At 48.9% G+C, this 16579-nt stretch carries 17 protein-coding genes; 6 read left to right on the top strand and 11 right to left on the bottom strand.

Going from position 1 to position 16579, the window contains the following annotated elements:
• Positions 1–33 precede the first annotated feature (33 nt).
• The 3 genes from L3V45_RS04160 to L3V45_RS04150 all read left to right on the top strand — a co-directional run bounded on the left by L3V45_RS04160 (position 34) and on the right by L3V45_RS04150 (position 1363).
• A complete protein-coding gene (locus tag L3V45_RS04160; RefSeq protein ID WP_014304657.1) occupies positions 34–933 on the top strand; it encodes a TIGR01777 family oxidoreductase in 900 nt (299 codons plus the stop codon).
• Between the two features lie 57 nt (positions 934–990).
• Positions 991–1101 (top strand): YfhE family protein, encoded by a 111-nt coding sequence (locus L3V45_RS04155; RefSeq protein ID WP_003155504.1) that lies wholly within the window; start codon positions 991–993, stop codon positions 1099–1101.
• Positions 1102–1171: 70 nt separating this feature from the next.
• A complete protein-coding gene (locus L3V45_RS04150; RefSeq protein WP_003155508.1) occupies positions 1172–1363 on the top strand; it encodes a YfhD family protein in 192 nt (63 codons plus the stop codon).
• A 38-nt stretch (positions 1364–1401) separates the two neighbouring features.
• Here the strand turns inward: L3V45_RS04150 and L3V45_RS04145 are convergent, their stop codons facing one another.
• From L3V45_RS04145 to mprF, 3 genes are all read right to left on the bottom strand, one after another.
• Positions 1402–1986, bottom strand: a complete 585-nt coding sequence (locus L3V45_RS04145) for a nitroreductase family protein (protein WP_007408549.1) — start codon at positions 1984–1986, stop codon at positions 1402–1404.
• 76 nt (positions 1987–2062) lie between these two features.
• Positions 2063–2947, bottom strand: a complete 885-nt coding sequence (locus L3V45_RS04140) for a PhzF family phenazine biosynthesis isomerase (RefSeq protein WP_032857466.1) — start codon at positions 2945–2947, stop codon at positions 2063–2065.
• A 93-nt stretch (positions 2948–3040) separates the two neighbouring features.
• The gene (mprF, locus tag L3V45_RS04135; protein ID WP_052587316.1) at positions 3041–5611 is read right to left on the bottom strand and encodes a bifunctional lysylphosphatidylglycerol flippase/synthetase MprF; all 2571 of its coding nucleotides are present in this window, start codon (positions 5609–5611) and stop codon (positions 3041–3043) included.
• Between the two features lie 168 nt (positions 5612–5779).
• Here mprF and L3V45_RS04130 point away from each other — a divergent pair, with 168 nt between their 5' ends.
• Positions 5780–6262 (top strand): MarR family transcriptional regulator, encoded by a 483-nt coding sequence (locus tag L3V45_RS04130; RefSeq protein WP_014304654.1) that lies wholly within the window; start codon positions 5780–5782, stop codon positions 6260–6262.
• Positions 6263–6370: 108 nt separating this feature from the next.
• Complete coding sequence (locus L3V45_RS04125) at positions 6371–7963, top strand: MFS transporter (protein ID WP_160249080.1); 1593 nt, start codon at positions 6371–6373, stop codon at positions 7961–7963.
• Here L3V45_RS04125 and bstA read toward each other — a convergent pair.
• The 5 genes from bstA to L3V45_RS04100 form a co-directional block, all read right to left on the bottom strand.
• Positions 7923–8465 carry a bacillithiol transferase BstA gene (gene bstA / locus L3V45_RS04120; RefSeq protein WP_025854024.1) on the bottom strand — a complete coding sequence of 181 codons (543 nt, stop codon included), beginning with the start codon at positions 8463–8465 and terminating at the stop codon, positions 7923–7925. The genes L3V45_RS04125 and bstA overlap by 41 nt on opposite strands.
• 25 nt (positions 8466–8490) lie before the next feature.
• A complete protein-coding gene (locus L3V45_RS04115; protein WP_003155515.1) occupies positions 8491–8763 on the bottom strand; it encodes a ribonuclease inhibitor Barstar in 273 nt (90 codons plus the stop codon).
• A 22-nt stretch (positions 8764–8785) separates the two neighbouring features.
• Complete coding sequence (locus L3V45_RS04110; RefSeq protein WP_014304651.1) at positions 8786–11197, bottom strand: PEP/pyruvate-binding domain-containing protein; 2412 nt, start codon at positions 11195–11197, stop codon at positions 8786–8788.
• 256 nt (positions 11198–11453) lie between these two features.
• Complete coding sequence (locus L3V45_RS04105) at positions 11454–12542, bottom strand: acyltransferase family protein (RefSeq protein ID WP_014304650.1); 1089 nt, start codon at positions 12540–12542, stop codon at positions 11454–11456.
• A complete protein-coding gene (locus tag L3V45_RS04100; RefSeq protein WP_003155520.1) occupies positions 12533–13135 on the bottom strand; it encodes an NAD(P)H-dependent oxidoreductase in 603 nt (200 codons plus the stop codon). The genes L3V45_RS04105 and L3V45_RS04100 overlap by 10 nt, the downstream gene beginning before the upstream one ends.
• A gap of 233 nt (positions 13136–13368) precedes the next feature.
• Between L3V45_RS04100 and L3V45_RS04095 the strand changes: the two genes are divergently transcribed.
• On the top strand, positions 13369–13920 hold the full coding sequence (locus L3V45_RS04095; RefSeq protein WP_014304649.1) for a PadR family transcriptional regulator: 552 nt from the start codon (positions 13369–13371) through the stop codon (positions 13918–13920).
• Between the two features lie 37 nt (positions 13921–13957).
• Here the strand turns inward: L3V45_RS04095 and cyoE are convergent, their stop codons facing one another.
• From cyoE to L3V45_RS04080, 3 genes are all read right to left on the bottom strand, one after another.
• Positions 13958–14905, bottom strand: a complete 948-nt coding sequence (gene cyoE / locus L3V45_RS04090; RefSeq protein ID WP_063174935.1) for a heme o synthase — start codon at positions 14903–14905, stop codon at positions 13958–13960.
• 378 nt (positions 14906–15283) lie between these two features.
• The gene (locus L3V45_RS04085; RefSeq protein WP_024085028.1) at positions 15284–16141 is read right to left on the bottom strand and encodes a catechol 2,3-dioxygenase; all 858 of its coding nucleotides are present in this window, start codon (positions 16139–16141) and stop codon (positions 15284–15286) included.
• A 16-nt stretch (positions 16142–16157) separates the two neighbouring features.
• Positions 16158–16562: a DoxX family oxidoreductase CatD gene (locus L3V45_RS04080; RefSeq protein ID WP_003155526.1), complete on the bottom strand. Its 405-nt coding sequence runs from the start codon at positions 16560–16562 to the stop codon at positions 16158–16160.
• Positions 16563–16579 lie beyond the last annotated feature (17 nt).

Below are 16579 nucleotides of genomic sequence, written 5' to 3'. Positions count from 1 at the left end.
AGTATATGTATCAACGTGTAAGGAGAGATGGATATGAATATCGCGATGACAGGCGGCACTGGTTTTCTGGGCCGGCATCTGACAGGTGTGTTTACCCGCCGGGGACATCATGTCTATATTTTATCAAGAAAACAGAGAGAAACCGAACAAAAAAATGTGACATATGTTCAATGGCTGGCCGAAAACGCGGCGCCTGAGCGCGAGCTTCCCCCTATTGATGTATGGGTGAACCTCGCCGGCAAATCCATCTTTGACCGCTGGACGGACACAACGAAGGAACAAATCATTTCAAGCAGAATAGAAGCGACGAGAGAAGTCAGACGGATTATGAAGCAGCAGCCGAAAAAACCCCGGACTTTGATTCAGGCAAGCGCCGTCGGCATTTACGGCACAAGCACAGAGAAAACGTTCACTGAGCAGTCCGATACGTCAAATGAAGACTTTCTCAGTCATACGGCTCATATGTGGGAGCGTGAAGGCCAGAAAATTGAAGCGCTCGGCATCCGGACGGTATATGCCAGATTCGGCGTGATGCTCGGTGAAAAAGGCGCCCTGCCGCTCATGGTTCTCCCTTATAAGCTGTTAGCGGGCGGCACCGTCGGCTCTGGACGGCAGTGGCTGTCATGGGTTCATGTCGATGACGCCGCGGAACTTATTGCTTTTGCGGCGGAGCATGATGACTTGTCCGGTCCCATGAATGTGACATCGCCGAATCCCGTAGAAATGAAGCAATTCGGAAAGACGATCGCAAGCGTCCTGCACCGCCCCCATTGGATTCCCGTACCGGAATTTTTTCTGGAGAAGGCCTTGGGAGAAATGAGCCTGCTGATCGTAAAAGGCCAGCGCGCCCTGCCTAAGCAGGCGCTGACATCCGGTTTTCAGTTTACGTATGAAGAACTTGAGTTGGCTTTAAAGGATATCTTATCTGCATAAAAACGGAAATAAAAGCCAATCCTATTGGTATTCTGTTTTGAAGGAGGGTCTTCTTTTATGGAAAAGAAGCGCGAAAAACATCAGCAGGGAGCCAATCTGAAAAAAATGCAGGAAGTCCTTTATTCCGGTGAATTTAAAAAAGCGGAAAGAGCAGCCAAACGGAAATAAACTGAATAAAGATCGGGGCCGGGCAGATACTATGTTTGTTTGATATCACTTTTTTCAGGGGGCGATTGATATGGGCAGAAATCATACTCACAAAAACCGTGATAAAAACAAACAAAAACTTCCTCAAGTTCCGGATGCTTTGAAACGCGAAACAGACGGCACGTACGAGGAATATTCAAGCGAGCTTGCTGATTCCGCTGACCGCGAAGCGCAGGCGCGGATGAAAGCCGCTGACAACAGAGCTAAAAGCAAAACCCGCTAATACGAAATCCCCGCCTCTGTATAGAGACGGGGATTTTTTTACAACTCGGTAAACAGGCTTTTTGCCGGCGTCCGTTCTTTCGCCTTAGGCTGTTCATCCGGATAGCCCGTTTGAATGATGGCGGCGAAGCGCTCATTGTCTGCCAGACCGAAGTCTTGGTGCACCTGTTTGTCATACATGATGCGGCCGCTTTTCCAGACCATGCCGATGCCGTTTTCATGTGCGAGCAGCTGAAGGTTTTGAATCATGCCGCTCAGCGCCGCGAAATCATCGTTTCTCGTAAATTCATTTTCATCTTCTTTTAAGACGACAAGCAAAAATCCCGGAACGGCGCTGAGGTTTTTTCTCATGTTCCGCTCTTTTTCCTCGTTGAAATCATCTTTTATTTTTTTGAAAAATGAGACGTAGCTGTCCGCAAGCTTCGCTTTTCCCGCTTCGCTTGCTGCGTAGATAAAACGCCATGGCTCCGTCAGTCTGTGGTTCGGCGCGTAAACGGCCGTTTCAAGCATATCTAATATGACTTCAGAAGGTACGGTTTCCGGCTTAAACGACCGGATGGATCTTCTGTTTCTGATTGTATGTGCAAGACTTTCGTTTTGCTGTAGTTGTTCGGTTTTCGGCATGCCGATTCACCTTCCTATTCAATTGAAAATGATTATCATTTATAATATAACGGATACGACCGTCTCTTGTAAACCGTTACGGAAGCTGAAAATTGATTGATTCGGCATACACGGCCGTTCCCGTCATCTCGATTTTCATCTTTTCGTTATCTTCTGTAATCCTGATTTCCACTTTTCCGTCTTTCCCGATTTCGTGGCCTTGTTCAATCGTGAGGCATTCGGCTTCAGAGCCTCCGTATTGCCTCATATAGGCCGCCATAACGCCTGAAGCGGTTCCCGTGACGGGATCTTCGGTCGTTCCGGAGAAAGGGGAAGAAAAATGGCGTCCGTGCAGATCACTTTCCGGATGAACGGTTTCCAGAGAAAACGGATGAACGCTCGCTTTCGGAAGATCGCGCAAAACAGCGGGGAATTGTGCGTTTTCCGGCACCATATTCCGTGATGCTTGAAGTGATCTCAGCGGAACAATCAGTGTCCAGATCCCCGTTGATCCGTAAACAATCGGCAGCTCGCTGTGAAAATCCTCAGCTGTAATCCCGAGCGAGGCCGCAAGCTTTTCTTTGTCTCCCGTAAACGGCAGAAATTGCGGGGGTGCCTGTTCGAGCGTGATGTATACCCGGCCGTTTCGTTCAGCGGCTTTTGCGGGAAGAATACCGGCTTTTGTCTCAATTTGATATGTCTGATCAGCCTGAAGCCTTCCCTTTTCAATTAATGCGTAAAGAGAGGCGACGGTAGCATGTCCGCATAAATTCATTTCGTGGCCGGGTGTAAAATAGCGGATGCGCAGATCGGCTTCTCCGCTTTTGCAGAGAAATGAGGTTTCATTGTACCCTGCCATTTCGGCGATCATCTGCATCTCTTCATCTGAATAATCATCTCCGTTAAAGACGATTCCCGCGGGATTTCCCAAATCAGGAATATCGGTAAACGCTTCATATTTAAACACGGTTGCCTGTTTCATTCATCAGCCTTCCTTTCACCTTATGATCATGTTATTCAGTATAACAGAGTAAAATTAGAATTTTTAGTTAATTCTTCAAAAAAAAGACGCCTTTTAACGGCGTCTTTTTTTGGTTTTTCCGATCAGGCGGGTGACGAGAATCATCGTGACGGACAGCGATCTGTTTTTACGGTACGCCAAGTATTTCCCGCGCCACTCCGGTTTGTATTTTTCTTTAAAGGCCCGCAGCCCGCTGAAGCTGTACATATACCGGACGTTGTTGAAAATGACGGCCGCGATTCTTTCCGACCAGAAAGATGTAAAAGCCGTTCCTACGTTTGACAAAGGCGCCATGCCCATATTAAAGGTGGTATAGCCTTTTTCCTGCGCCCAGAGAAACAGACGGATGAAAAGCGCATCCATAATACCGTTCGGCGCACTTTTCCGATAACGCATCAAGTCGACTGATATCTCGCCTTCCTGATACATCGGCATCAGGTTGGCAAAAGCGATGATCTCCCCTTCCGCGTCTTTCACGTAAGCAATCGGCGCCTGTTCCAGATAATCCCGGTCGAAGAAACCGAGAGAAAAACCTTTCTCTTTTTTCGGTCCGAGCCATTCGTCCGATATGTCTTTCAGCTTGGCGATAAACTCGGAGGAAAACGGCGGTTCCCCGACATGAAATGTGTAGCCTTCGCGGTCAAATTTGTTGTTAATCGCCCGCAGCCCCGCTTTTTTCTTACCTGACAGCGTAAATGCTTCCATATCCACGAACGCCTCTTCTCCGAGCTTGAAGAAGTTATAGCCGAAGTCATGGTACAGCGCCAGATCTTCACGTTCGATCTGATAAAACATGACACTCAGCCCCTGCTTATGCGCTTCATTCAGAAATTCCTCAATCACAAGCGGAAAAGAGTCTCTCTGTCCTGACGGATCACCGAGCACGACAAGCCTTCTGGAAATCTGGCCGAACAATAAAAGCGCTTTGCCGTCGCTTGAGAAATAAAACCGCTTATCCCCGAGAAAGCCGAGATGGCTGAGGGCGTTTCCGCCTTCTTCCGCCAAAAAGGACTTCAGCCGTTCAGGATCGGCCTTTTCTCCGATCGGCTTCGATCTTTTATGATAAAAGACCGTAAACAAAAGGAAAAACAGCGGCACAACAATAATGGCCGTCATCGTGGCATATGTAATGTGCGAATTGTTATGAACGAAATAATCGTGGCGCAGCAGCCGATTCATTTTATCCCAAATAAAGCCGGCAATGAGATTGTAGTTAAACAAGGCGATAATAAACAGAGCGGCGGCAAAAATCATCTGGCCGAGCGTATACGATGCCTGCTCTCTGATAAACTGCCGCTTTAACAGCACCAGCAATACGATGACGACAGGCAGAATAAAGATCGCGCTGATGTTCAATCCTTTTAAGAAACTGAACACAAAACCGCCGACCAGCGCAGCAACCGCCATTGAATAAGAACGTTTCGTCCGTTTGTATAATTCAATCGGCAAGATTAAAAGAATCAAAGCCGCGCTTAACGATAACGCGTTAAACGCAAGGAGCGCCGGGCGCGGAATATGCGGGATGACCGTCTCCCTGTCAATCGGCAGGGCAACGGACGCCAGCACAACGACTCCCGCCATGAAAACCAAAAGCGACAGCGAACCGTAAAGCACTCTGATTAAGATGGCGCGCTGGAATACGAGAAGCACGTTCGTCGTTTCCACGGCGGGCGCCATCTTCGGATTTGATTCCAGCCGTTTAAGCGTATTTTCCGTTAAATCGCCGGCCGCAAAGAACAGCCCGAACACAAACGGAATAAATGAATACACAATCCGGTAGATGACGATGGATGTCACAACCGCCTCCTGCGGAAAGCCCATATTCTGCATACCGAGCAGAAACAGAAGGTCAAACGAACCGAATCCTCCCGGCACAAGGCTGATGATTCCCCCGATAGCGGCAATGGCAAATACACCGAATACATGGCGGACATCCGCGTGAATCCCCATGACATACAGGGAATAATACATGACGACGGCCGCCGCAAACCATTCGGCAAACGATGCCCCGATGTAAGAAAAAACCGGATGCCTCGGTTTTGCTTCACCGTCTTCTGCGCGAGCTTTTTTATTGTTGATCCAAGCGGCGATTAAGGCTGCCGGCACAATAAGCGCCACTCCGGCGATTACAGCCCACAGCCACGGTTTCTCACCTGTAATCTCTCCGACCGGCAGAATGCGGGCAATCGTCAGGATACTGAAGACGGACAGCCCGAGCAGCGCTGAGGACGTAAGCCAGGCGATGCCTGCGACAAGGCGTTTTACGTCATTCGTATGCTCTTTGTAAAGCATCGTCCGCAGCCCGACGCCCGCCAGACCGCCGAATCCAAGGACATTGTTAAAGGAATTGGCGATAAAGGAGACCCTGAATACTTTCCAATTCGGAATGTCGAGGCGAAGCGTCCGTTTCAGCACAAAGTCATAAAAGGACATCGCGCTGACGGCAAGGAGACCGAGCAGAACGAGAATAAATAAATCGTAACGCTCAATCCCGTTAATAATATACAGCGTTCGTTTAAAAGAAAGGTCTGTCAATTCCTTTTTGGACTGATAAATGACTAAAAGCAAAACTGCAATAGGAAATAATACTTTTAATATCGATAAGGCATTCTTTTTAGTCAGCAATGTTCTCTCCAATCATCATAAAATAGCTTATTTATTATAATTCCCCCAATAATCTCCAACATATTATACACTACCACCTCACATTCAAACAAAACTCGTCTGCAACTTTCTTTCTCTGATTAAAATCAGTAATATGGTATGCAGGAGTATGAATGAGGAAGTGAGACGATGGATTATAATCTGCATGATACAACGGTATTAGGCGGCGATATTTTTTCTCCTGAGGAACGGGATATTTGGATACTGTACATGAAAGTGATGACCTCGGCGGGACTCGGCGATGTGTCGGAGTGGATGAAGCTTGATATGAGCATGCCGCAAATGAAGGTGCTGATGCTTCTGAACAACCACGGGACGCTTAAGGTGAGTGACATAGCGGAGAAAATGGGCGCTTCTCTTTCAAATACGACGGGGCTCCTTGACCGTTTAGAAAAATCATGTTTCATTACACGCGCTCCGTCAGAAGAAGACCGCCGTTCAGTCGTCGTTCAATTAACGGAAAACGCAAAAGATATTTTCCGCAGCCTTTATCAAAAAGGACATGTAAAATTGAAGCGTTCATTGGAAACGCTGACCGCTGAAGAAAAACAAACGGTCAATCAAGGACTTGCCATCTTGGCAAGAGCCCTTGATTCTTCCAAACAGGCATAGAGATGAAAAAGGCCTGCCGGTATCGGCGGCCTTTTTTTGTTTGACATTTAATTCACTCTAAGTGAATAATATATTCGAAGTGAATTAAAAAAGGAAGGATTGATCAGTATGCCGGATCCATTGCAAACAGAAAAAAACCAGAGCCGGGCCATCACTCTTTTTACGATCGGTGTGTTCATGGCGGCGCTGGACAACGGAATTATTTCCGCTGCTCTGACGACGATTAACAGCTCTTTTGATGTTTCTCCTTCATGGGGATCATGGGGAGTGACCCTTTACACATTGGGACTCAGTGTCAGTGTGCCGATTGTCGGCAAGCTGTCGGACCGATACGGGCGGAAAAAACTGTTTATGATGGAAGTCGGCCTGTTCGGACTCGGCTCTTTGCTTGTCGCACTCAGTCAGAGCTTCCCGATGTTTTTGGCGGCACGGCTCATTCAGGCGCTTGGCGGCGGCGGAATTTTTATAATCGGGAGTTCGCATGTGCTGGCCGTGCTTCCGAAGGAGAAACAGGGGAAAGCTCTCGGGCTTTTAGGGGCGATGAACGGTATGGCGGCCGTCCTCGGACCGAATATCGGGAGCTTTTTGCTTGATGTAACCGGATCGTGGCATTGGCTGTTCTTGATTAACCTGCCGATTGCCGCCGCTTTGGTTGTGTGCGGCGGTTTGTTTATCGCTGAAACGAAAGAGCCTGAGGCGAAACGGCTTGACCTCGCCGGCACAATGCTGCTGTCTCTTGCGATTTTATCTTGTATGATCGGTATCACGAATCTCGATGGGGCGAAGCTGTCAGAAAGCATAATGGACGTAAAGGTGTACGGGTATCTTTTGGGAGCGGCACTTCTCTTTCTGGTGCTGCTTAAGGTCGAAAAGCGGGTTGAAAACCGGGGGGGCGATCCGATTCTCGCCTACTCGCTGCTGCAAAATAAAGTGTTTCAATGGACGCTTGTCATCGGATTTTTATCGGGAGGGCTGCTCGCTGCGGTCATTTTTATTCCTTCTTATGCGGAGCAATATTTGCACGTATCGGCGGAGAAAGCGGGTTATTGGATGACGCCGCTTGCGTTGGCGTCAGGCATCGGAGCGTGGCTCGGCGGGGCGGTCACGGATAAAAAAGGACCGGTCTTCTCCGCGGTTGTATCAGGCGCCATCGCCTTTGCGGGCTTCAGCCTGTTTCCGTTATGGGTGACGGATAAATGGGAATTTGTCACGGCGAGTGTCATTGCGGGGATCGGTTTCGGATTTCTGCTCGGGGCTCCGCTGAATGTGCTTGTATCAGAAACGGCGGGCCAAAACAAAGGAACAGCGCTCGGCACGCTGTCACTCGTAAGGCAGGTCGGGCTGACGCTCGCTCCGGCTTTATATGCCGGCTTCATTACAGCGGGCTTTGACCGGATCGGAGAGGAAATTAAAAACCGCTTAACGAAAAGCGGCATTCCCGCTGATCAGGCGCAAACGCCCGATATCGGCGGCGGACTTTCTTCGTTGCAGGAGCAGGTAAGCCGAATCCCCGTTCCCGCCGTCAAAAAAGCGGTTTCTGATGCGATTGAAGCGGGCATTTCCAGCGGCTACCACCATCTTTATACGGCAGCCGCCGTCATTTCATTATGCACGATTGTGTCTGCGGCTGTTTTGGCGTTTTTCCGGAAGCCGGCATCCTCTAAGACAGATGCCAGCCCATCCGCCGGGAAAGCTCGGTAATATGGGCGATGTGATGTTCAGAGTGCCAGACATATAGCCCGAGCGCCTGTTCCAGCGTAACCGTCTCTTTAGATACAGGATGGAAGTATGTCCGTTTGAATTGGGCTTCCGTCATGGAGCGCAAAAGAGCGGCCCATCTTCTGTGCAGGATCGTTAACAGCTCAAGCGCATCCCCGCAAGCGGCTGTTTTGGAATCATGAAGAGCGGCCCAGCCTTTTTCATCATAAGGACGGATTTCCGGTTCATTCTCCGTTAAGCTCAATTTAAACCGGGTATAGCCGTTCATGTGGCTGTCCGCCAGATGGTGAACCACTTGGCGGACAGTCCATCCCCCTTCGCGGTACGGCGTATCAAGCTGACTGGCCGACATCGCTCTGACAGCTTGGTTCAGTTTAGCCGGAGCGTGTTCCAGCGCATTGATCCATTCTTGTTTCTGTCCGGCCGAAATCGATTCAGCCGGCTGATACTCTCCGATCGGATAGCTGAGGGTTTGTTTTTCCATTTTTGTCTCTCTCCCGCTGCTCGTATTATGAAAGTATGATGGTGATGTCGCAGCCTTCCGCTTTCGCTTCACGAAAGACCTCAAGCACACTCTCGGCGCCATTTTCTGTAAGCTGCTTGCTTTGTTCAAACTGTCTCCATTCTAAAACAAGAGGGTACTCCACCCATCCGGTCAGACAGTCCCATAAAGCGTCAAGGTTTTCACCGTAGTACTCAGGAAGGGCAAGTTCCTTTTTCAATGTCTGGTGCAGGTCGCTCATACTTCTGATTTGCTCCCCGTTAATAACTGCTTTATTCATGCGCGGCTCCTTTCTCATGATTCTATTCTATCAGTTTACCATTTTCCTCTTCAGAAGTGACCGGAGTCTGCCGCGGTTCCAGCTGGACGATGCCTTGCCCGCCGTCAACGGCCACCCTGTCCCCCGTTTTCAGTTTTGACGTTGCATTTCCGCACCCGACAACGGCAGGAATCCCCAGTTCCCGGGCGACGATCGCCGCGTGGGACAAAGGGGCGCCGACGTCCGTTATGATGGCAGCCGCTCTTGGAAAAAGCGGGGTCCAGCCTACATTGGTTGTCGACGTCACTAAAATTTCTCCCGCCGCAAAAGAATCACCGTCTTCCGGAGCATCAAGGACACGGACAATGCCCTCCACTCTCCCGGCCGCTCCCGCGAAACCTTTTAAAGTATGCGCATCATCCGTTTCCGCAGGCATAAAAGCATCGTAATAATCCGCTCTTCTGTCAGGATCCTCAGCCCATTTAAACGGATTGAATCTTCCGTTAATAACGGATGGAAACGGCGGCAGTTTTTTATAGGTTTCATAGTTTTGCTTTCTCGCTTGAATCGACGCAACCGCCGGCTCTTTCCCCGCGAGCAGATCGGTTATTTCATGCAGATACAGGAAGAAAATATCGTCCTTCATGCCGGTCATTTCCGCCGCTCTGAGCGCGAATGCTCTGGCTGTCCGGTACACTCTGACAAATTCGGATCTGGTTGTTTCTCTAATATTCGCGTATTCTGACGCTTTTTCCATTTTGGCTTTGAGCCATTTGACCTTATGAGGAAACTTTTTTTCAAATCTTCGGAAGGCCTGTTCATGCGCCCGCTGCTGTTTCAAAAGCAGTTGTTCGGCATCAATACCCGACTCCTTGTGTTCTTTGATCTGCTTCGTCAGCCAATCCCGGTTTTCTCCCGGATGCGGTATGGAAAGTTCGTATTCATGCGGGCCACGGTGGCCCTGGTTCCTGAGATATTCTTCCTCGCTCATACGGCCTTTCATGACTTGATCAATGCCGATAATCGGCTCCAGGCTGGCCAGTCCGCCTTTTCCCCTCAGATTGGAAAGCAGGAGATTCGCATCTTCTATGCCTGCGAGTTTTGTTAATTGAGAGGTTAACGACGAAGAGGATTGCGCAGAATCACGCCCGCCGGATATTAACGCAAACCACGCGTTGCATAAATACGGATAGATCTCATCGTTCCATATCGCTAATAATGCCTGCTCCGTTTCGGCGCGTTTCAGCTTTTCCTCAATATTCCGGCACCACTCTGGTGATTCGTCCAAGTAGGAAGACATGTTTTTTTTCGCTTGCTTCATTTTCGACAGATACGGTTTCAGTTTTTTCGGGATGATCTTCAATAATTCATACTTTGAGAACGGATATAAAGGTATCTTCATTTCCGCCGGGATTTCTCCCAATGTATCGCTCATCATTTTTCCAATTTTTCCGCCTTTCGGATTCAGACCGAAAGCGGCGAGAACGGAAAGAGGCTGGCTCATATTGTTATAGGCTCTGCCGCAAATATTGCCGGACCAGACATAATAGCCCGGAATGATGCCCGACTCTTCATCCAGATTCCGGAGGAGCGACCATGTCAGCGGCGTCATCACATCGGGAATCGCTTCTCCTATATTTGTGTTTGTCCATAAAAAATCACCGCTGAAAGAATCGTTCCATTCATAGGTTTCCAGATTTCCGGCTTGTAAGGTCGTAATCGGGCGGGATTGAAGAATATACAATGTCCCGCCCGCGGCGGCCCATTCAATATCCTGCGGCCCTCCAAGATCTTTTTCCAGCTTTTTCGCCAGTTTATAGAGCTTTGACGCATATTTGCGAAATTCCCCGGGGCCGTCATATTTTTTCTTGGGCCGTGCCAGTTTAAAAGAATAGGCATCGGCTTCCCCGGAAACGAGCTGCTCCCCGAGACCGTAGACGTAATTGCCTGTCATCTCCCGCCTGCTCCCCGTAATTGGATCTGCGGTAAACAGCACTCCGGATATCTCAGACGGTATCATCAGCTGGATGACGATTGCGATTTCATGCTCATCTTCCATTCCCTGAACGGCGCTGTACGCTTTTACTCTTTCTGACTGTACCGACCGGCGGACTTCATCAATCGCCCTGGACATGTCTTGATCTGTTCTGACATTCAACACCGTATCGAATTCTCCGGCAAAGGAAGCCTGAGCGGAATCCTCGCTCAGCGCGGATGAGCGTACGGCAAACAACGCAGATGCATGGCGGCTGCGGATGGAATTCACATATTGATCAACAGCCTCTCTCGCCTGATGGCGGAGCTGTCCGTCCTGAAAGGCTGACGGCAAAATCACAAACCCTTCAGGCACAGGATACCCGCTTTGATACATTTTAGAGAGAATGCTTCCTTTTCCTCCCGCAAAGGAATAAAGTTCGGCCGGAAGTTCTCCGAATGTTTTGACACAGTCATTCATAATGTCCCCGCTCCTTTTTAGTCGTTCATCCAAGCTCACAGTTTTTCTCTTTTTCACTTTTTTTGAAAGTATTTCCTATAAGTATACAATATATCGGTCTTCACAAGGGAGAAAATCGATGGCGTTATTTTGTCATAAATGCATCCGTCAAAACAGCCGCAGGCGGGGGCTTTGTATGCAGGATGTACAACTATCCGTCCTCGTGCCGGATAAAGCGGACCCGTATCAAAAAGGCGGCCGAAACGCCGCCTTTTTTTCAGACTGTGCGGCCTTGATGCGCCGCCGTATTTCTTTTGGTCTGCTTCGGCTGATACACTTTCCCGACAAACAGGTATCCGTATCTGAAATGGTTGCACCCCCACGATACGAAAATGGGACCTAGCGTGCAGATCAAAAATAAAAGAAGGATGGCAGCCGCTAAAGGCATTGACCGCAAATAGCCTTCCAGAAGATATCCGCTGATTAAAAAGTAGGAGTGCAGCAGATAGATTGAAAACGAATAGTTGCTGATCATCATCACAATCGCGGGCACTTTTTTGAGCTTTGAAAACAGATGAAAACACAGAAAGATCATACTGACCGCGTAAATCATAATATCCGGACGCTTAGAGGAAATGGAGCCGCCGCTGATATATGAAACGGCCACAATCAATATTGCCGATACGGCCGCACTGAAGTAAACCGCATAACGGTACTGATTGATGAGCGATAAAAAACGCGGATATTCCTTTCCGCAATAAAATGCCAGACAGAAATAAAATACCCAGCCCGGAAACGGAACCCAAAAGAACGGAAAAATAGAATCAAGCCCCGATGATGCCGGCGGATGAAAGATGGAAAAGTAAGCCAGATAGACGGCGTTGATGATAAACGAAACAGACAGCACCCCCACGGGGGATGTGTTGTTCAGCCAGCGGTGCAGCAGCATATGGAGAATGTAAAATTGAAAGATCACAAGAATGAAGTAGCCGATGAAGTTTCCTAAAAACACATTTTCTAAAAATTTACCGATCACTGAAACGAATCCGGCTCCTTCTTCCGCCACGCTTTTCATTAAAATGGCATCCACCGCGGCAATAAACAGAAACGGCACGAAAATGACTTTGCCCCTTTTCTTTAAAAAACCCGCTGGAACGCCTTTCGGGTATGACCTGGCAAGCAGAAATTCCGAAATAAAGATAAACGCCGGCGTGCTGAACATCAACAGGGTCCGAAACGCATCAACCGTATGGGCGGCACTGGCTAAGGACTCTTCCTGAATCATCAGCACCATTGAAACTGCGTGAAGCAGAACGACACTTAAACAGGACAGGCAGCGAATCACGAAAATTTCTTTTATCTGCATGCGGCCGCTCCTTTTTCACAAGCGCGCCGGACTTTGGCGTATGCTTGGCGCAGCCATTTTTCCCGCAGTTCGGGGGTGCTCGTTCTGACGACAGAAAAAAGGTTCCGCTCGGCTTTTTGAATGCCGCAAAATTGCAGAATGCTTTTTTTCAGCGTAATCCAGTCCGAGTTTTTCCGGAACCACTTTAAGTACCAGCCCGGGGAGTCCGCCGTATAAAAGACCTGTGCCGTCTCTGCCCGGAGCAGTCCTTTTACGCGGCCGTTTTCATATGTGTAGGCTTCTCCGGCGACAAGCACTCTGTCAAAAAAGCCTTTCATAATCGCCGGAACGCCTCCCCACCACAGCGGGTAGATGAAAATGAGATGATCCGCTTCTTTCATCAGTTTCCGGTATTTCTTCGTTTCAGCGTCCCGGTTCATGTCAGAGCGCTTTTTTTCGCCGCCGTACTTCAGCACGGGATCAAATTGATCGGCGTATAAGTCAATGACCGTATAGCTTTGGCCGCTGTCCTTTAAAGCCATGGCGACGTATTTTACGAGAGCCGCATTGAAACTGTTCTCATCCGGGTTTGCATACACAATCACCGTCTTCATATGTCCCTCCCAGTATTTATTAATTTTTACAATGATTATATCATGATGTCATATGAATGAGGCAAAGACACGAGAAAGGCTTTTTCCAGTTCTGCTGCCGTTTCGATAACCCCTTGCTGCATATTTTTGCTGATTTTGGCGCCGCGGATTCAATGACAAGCATCCGGCGCTTCTGCGTTTTTGAGCGGCCGTATGGTATACTAGCTGTCAAATGAATGGGCTTGGAGGACAACATGAGAATTTTAAAGTACGCGATTTTAGGGCTTTTGCGAAAAGGCGAATTGAGCGGATATGATATATCGAGCTATTTTAAGGAAGAGCTCGGCCAGTTTTGGAGCGCAAAGCACAGCCAGATTTATCCGGAATTAAAAAAACTGACGGCTGAGGGATTTATTACGTTTCGCACTGCGATTCAAGGAACGAAGCTTGAGAAAAAAATGTACACGCTGACTGACAAGGGAGAGCTGGAGCTTGCTGCCTGGCTGACGAAAAAAGACCCGATTCCGGAAACGGTGAAGGATGAATTTATGCTGAAGGCTTATTTCATCTCAGCTTTGACGCAGGAAGAAGCGGATGAGCTATTCACCGATCAGCTCGTAAAGCGGCAGGAGAAATTGTCCGATCTGGAAAACAGTTATCAAGAACTGATGACATCGTCCGCGGAGGCGGATTCATTTTCTTCTCCTGATTTCGGCCATTATCTCGTGCTGACAAAAGCGCTTGAGCGGGAACGGAATTATATTTCCTGGCTTGAAGATATTTTGGCTCTCATCAAAAAAGCATAAACAAAACGGGGCGGCTCTGTATCTGCAGGCCGCCTGTTTACGTTCTGAGGACCGCATTGATAAACGAATCAGCCATTAAAATAAGAAAAAGCAGACTGAAATAAACAATCGAATAAAAAAACATCCCCTTCGACCATTGCGTGTCATCCGCCGCCTGAAAGCCTTTGACGCTCCGGTACAGCCAGATGGCCCCGAGCAGGAGAGCGGACGCGGTATAAAACGGGCTGACGTCTATATAAAGAGGAACGAGCAGCGAAACCGCAGTCAAAACGGCGATATAGCGCAGCATTTTTATTTTTGTGACGCGATTGCCTTTTATGATCGGCAAAAGCGGAATGCCGGCGGCACGATACTCTTCCTTTCGCCTGATTCCGATCGCCCAGAAATGCGGCGGCTGCCACAAAAACATAATCGCGTATAACAAAATCGCGGGCATATCAATGTACCCGGCCAGCGCGCAATAACCGATTAAAGGCGGAGCCGCCCCCGGAAAGCTGCCGACAAATGTGCTCCAGACGGATTGTCTTTTAAACCAAAGCGTATAAACGACGGCATACAGCAAAAATGCAAGCAGGCCAAGAACGGCGGTCAGTACATTAAGCGAAGCAAGCATGATGAATCCGCATACGCCGAGACATGTGCCGTACAGGACCATGACCGTCGGCGGTATTCTTCCCGTGACGCTGGCGCGGGTGCGGGTTCGCTCCATCTTTGCGTCCATGCCGCGGTCAAAGAAGTTATTAAAAACAGTGCTTGACGCCATGACTAACGCCGTGCCGATCATGGCAGCCGCCATGGCGGCAAATATACCGGGCCCTCCGTCCGTCCTTTCCGACTGAAGCCACGCGATCCAAAATCCGCCTAATGCGGCGAGTGAATTTGAGATGATAATCCCCGGTTTGGCAAGAATGATAAAGTCCTTGAACGTCATCCGGTTTCCGTTATGCTTCATAGACTGTTCCGTCTGTGCTGCATTTGAATTCATTTGTGGAGGTTCTCCTTTTTCGGCTTATCATATCAGGAAGAATCAGGAAGTACAATTTATTTTGGGCATTTTTCACACAATTGTAAATTGTATATGAAAAGCCGCATCTTGTGACCGGATGCGGCTCTTCCCTTTTTCTATTCAAAGTCTGCCCATACAGCTCCCTGATCCGCCGAACGGACACCCATTTTCAATCCAGCGGATGCCCTGAGTTCGGGCCGGCGATGGCGGGCTCCACGCGTCATTTTTGCGCCTCACTGAGATGTTCGCTCTCTTCAGTCACACAAAAGCCGGGTGTATATTGCAAATCGACGTTCTTCTTTCCCGAGCCTTTAGAAAAATAAAAACCCTTGCCGGTTAGACGGCAAGGGTTTTTTCTTACAGTGTAAATGCGATATCCGCCCCTGATACAGGGTCTTTGACGAATACGCCCTCTTCTCTTTCTTCGATCTCAAAGCCGGCATCGGTCAGCGCTTTTGTCACACGTGACAGCTCTTTTTGATGCGGCAGCGCGATGGTGTAATAATCCAGCCCGCTTGCATTTCCCGGTTTCGGCGGCGCATGTTTTCCGGCCCATATATTCAGACCGATGTGATGGTGATACCCTCCCGCCGAAACAAACAGAGCGGACATTCCCGCGTAATTACCGACAATGTCAAAACCGAGGATATCGGTGTAAAACGCTTTGGCTTTCTGTAAATCCGTCACATGAAGATGGATGTGGCCGATAACGGTTCCTTCCGGGAGACGGCTTTTCCGTTCAGCTCCGGCTTCTTCCAAAAGCCCGTCCACATCGACGGGCGCCGTTTGCATGACATAATTGCCCTCTGCATCGCGCTGCCACGTGCTGCGGGGACGATCGGCGTATATTTCAATGCCGTTGCCGTCCGGATCAGACAAGTAAAGAGCCTCACTGACCGCGTGATCCCCCTGACCGAGCGCGATGCCGTTTTCAATCAGCCTGGCCAATGCGATGCCGAGTTCTTTCCGGTCAGGCAGAAGTATCGCGAAATGGTAAAGGCCGGTGACAGACCGCTCCGGGAGAACGATGGCGCTCGGATTTTCTTCAAGCACCAGCAGGACGCGTTTTCCGTCTGCTGACAGTTCTGCAGAACGATCTGTCTGCGAGATGACTTGAAGGCCGATGACATTTTGGTAAAAGCCGAGCGAGCGTTCCATATTTTTAATCGTCAATTTGACATAACCGATTGCTGTATCTTGATGAATGCCGGTCATTTGAACGCCTTCTTTCTTATGCTGAAAAAGTTTCTCCCTTTTTTGATTTGAAAAGGAGCTGATCCAATGAAAGCAGACGGCTTCCTGAAAGCGCTAAGTGAATTGACGCAACCAGTAAGATGAAATCAAATTCCGATCCGCCCATAAATGGTGAGGAAAGCTTCGCCGTGAAAATGGCGCCGACTAATGTGACGGCAAACAGAACGCCGATAATGCGCGTCGCCAAACCGAAAAAGATCAGAACCCCGCCGACAAGCTCAATCGTCGCGATGACGTAGACCATAAAGGCCGGAAGCCCGATGCTCTGGAAAAATTGCGTAGTTCCTTCCAACCCTTGAAACTTGGATAAACCGTGAACAAAAAAGATAATACCTGTTACAACCCTTAAAAGCAGTGTTCCTGTTTCGAATGATTTATTCATAAAATCCTCCTTGAAAA

Origin of the sequence: Bacillus sp. R45, assembly GCF_021729365.1 — a bacterium.
GTDB classification, from domain to species: Bacteria; Bacillota; Bacilli; order Bacillales; family Bacillaceae; genus Bacillus; species Bacillus velezensis.
The sequence above is the reverse complement of the archived record's forward strand: the minus strand, read 5'-3'. Positions and strand labels throughout refer to the sequence as shown.

Excerpts from the sequence above, each read along its gene's own strand:
- L3V45_RS04160 (WP_014304657.1), top strand. The coding sequence starts at position 34 with ATGAATATCGCGATGACAGGCGGCACTGGTTTTCTGGGCCGGCATCTG.
- L3V45_RS04155 (WP_003155504.1), top strand. The coding sequence starts at position 991 with ATGGAAAAGAAGCGCGAAAAACATCAGCAGGGAGCCAATCTGAAAAAA.
- L3V45_RS04150 (WP_003155508.1), top strand. The coding sequence starts at position 1,172 with ATGGGCAGAAATCATACTCACAAAAACCGTGATAAAAACAAACAAAAA.
- L3V45_RS04145 (WP_007408549.1), bottom strand. The coding sequence starts at position 1,986 with ATGCCGAAAACCGAACAACTACAGCAAAACGAAAGTCTTGCACATACA.
- L3V45_RS04140 (WP_032857466.1), bottom strand. The coding sequence starts at position 2,947 with ATGAAACAGGCAACCGTGTTTAAATATGAAGCGTTTACCGATATTCCT.
- L3V45_RS04130 (WP_014304654.1), top strand. The coding sequence starts at position 5,780 with ATGGATTATAATCTGCATGATACAACGGTATTAGGCGGCGATATTTTT.
- L3V45_RS04125 (WP_160249080.1), top strand. The coding sequence starts at position 6,371 with ATGCCGGATCCATTGCAAACAGAAAAAAACCAGAGCCGGGCCATCACT.
- bstA (WP_025854024.1), bottom strand. The coding sequence starts at position 8,465 with ATGGAAAAACAAACCCTCAGCTATCCGATCGGAGAGTATCAGCCGGCT.
- L3V45_RS04115 (WP_003155515.1), bottom strand. The coding sequence starts at position 8,763 with ATGAATAAAGCAGTTATTAACGGGGAGCAAATCAGAAGTATGAGCGAC.
- L3V45_RS04110 (WP_014304651.1), bottom strand. The coding sequence starts at position 11,197 with ATGAATGACTGTGTCAAAACATTCGGAGAACTTCCGGCCGAACTTTAT.
- L3V45_RS04105 (WP_014304650.1), bottom strand. The coding sequence starts at position 12,542 with ATGCAGATAAAAGAAATTTTCGTGATTCGCTGCCTGTCCTGTTTAAGT.
- L3V45_RS04100 (WP_003155520.1), bottom strand. The coding sequence starts at position 13,135 with ATGAAGACGGTGATTGTGTATGCAAACCCGGATGAGAACAGTTTCAAT.
- L3V45_RS04095 (WP_014304649.1), top strand. The coding sequence starts at position 13,369 with ATGAGAATTTTAAAGTACGCGATTTTAGGGCTTTTGCGAAAAGGCGAA.
- cyoE (WP_063174935.1), bottom strand. The coding sequence starts at position 14,905 with ATGAATTCAAATGCAGCACAGACGGAACAGTCTATGAAGCATAACGGA.
- L3V45_RS04085 (WP_024085028.1), bottom strand. The coding sequence starts at position 16,141 with ATGACCGGCATTCATCAAGATACAGCAATCGGTTATGTCAAATTGACG.
- L3V45_RS04080 (WP_003155526.1), bottom strand. The coding sequence starts at position 16,562 with ATGAATAAATCATTCGAAACAGGAACACTGCTTTTAAGGGTTGTAACA.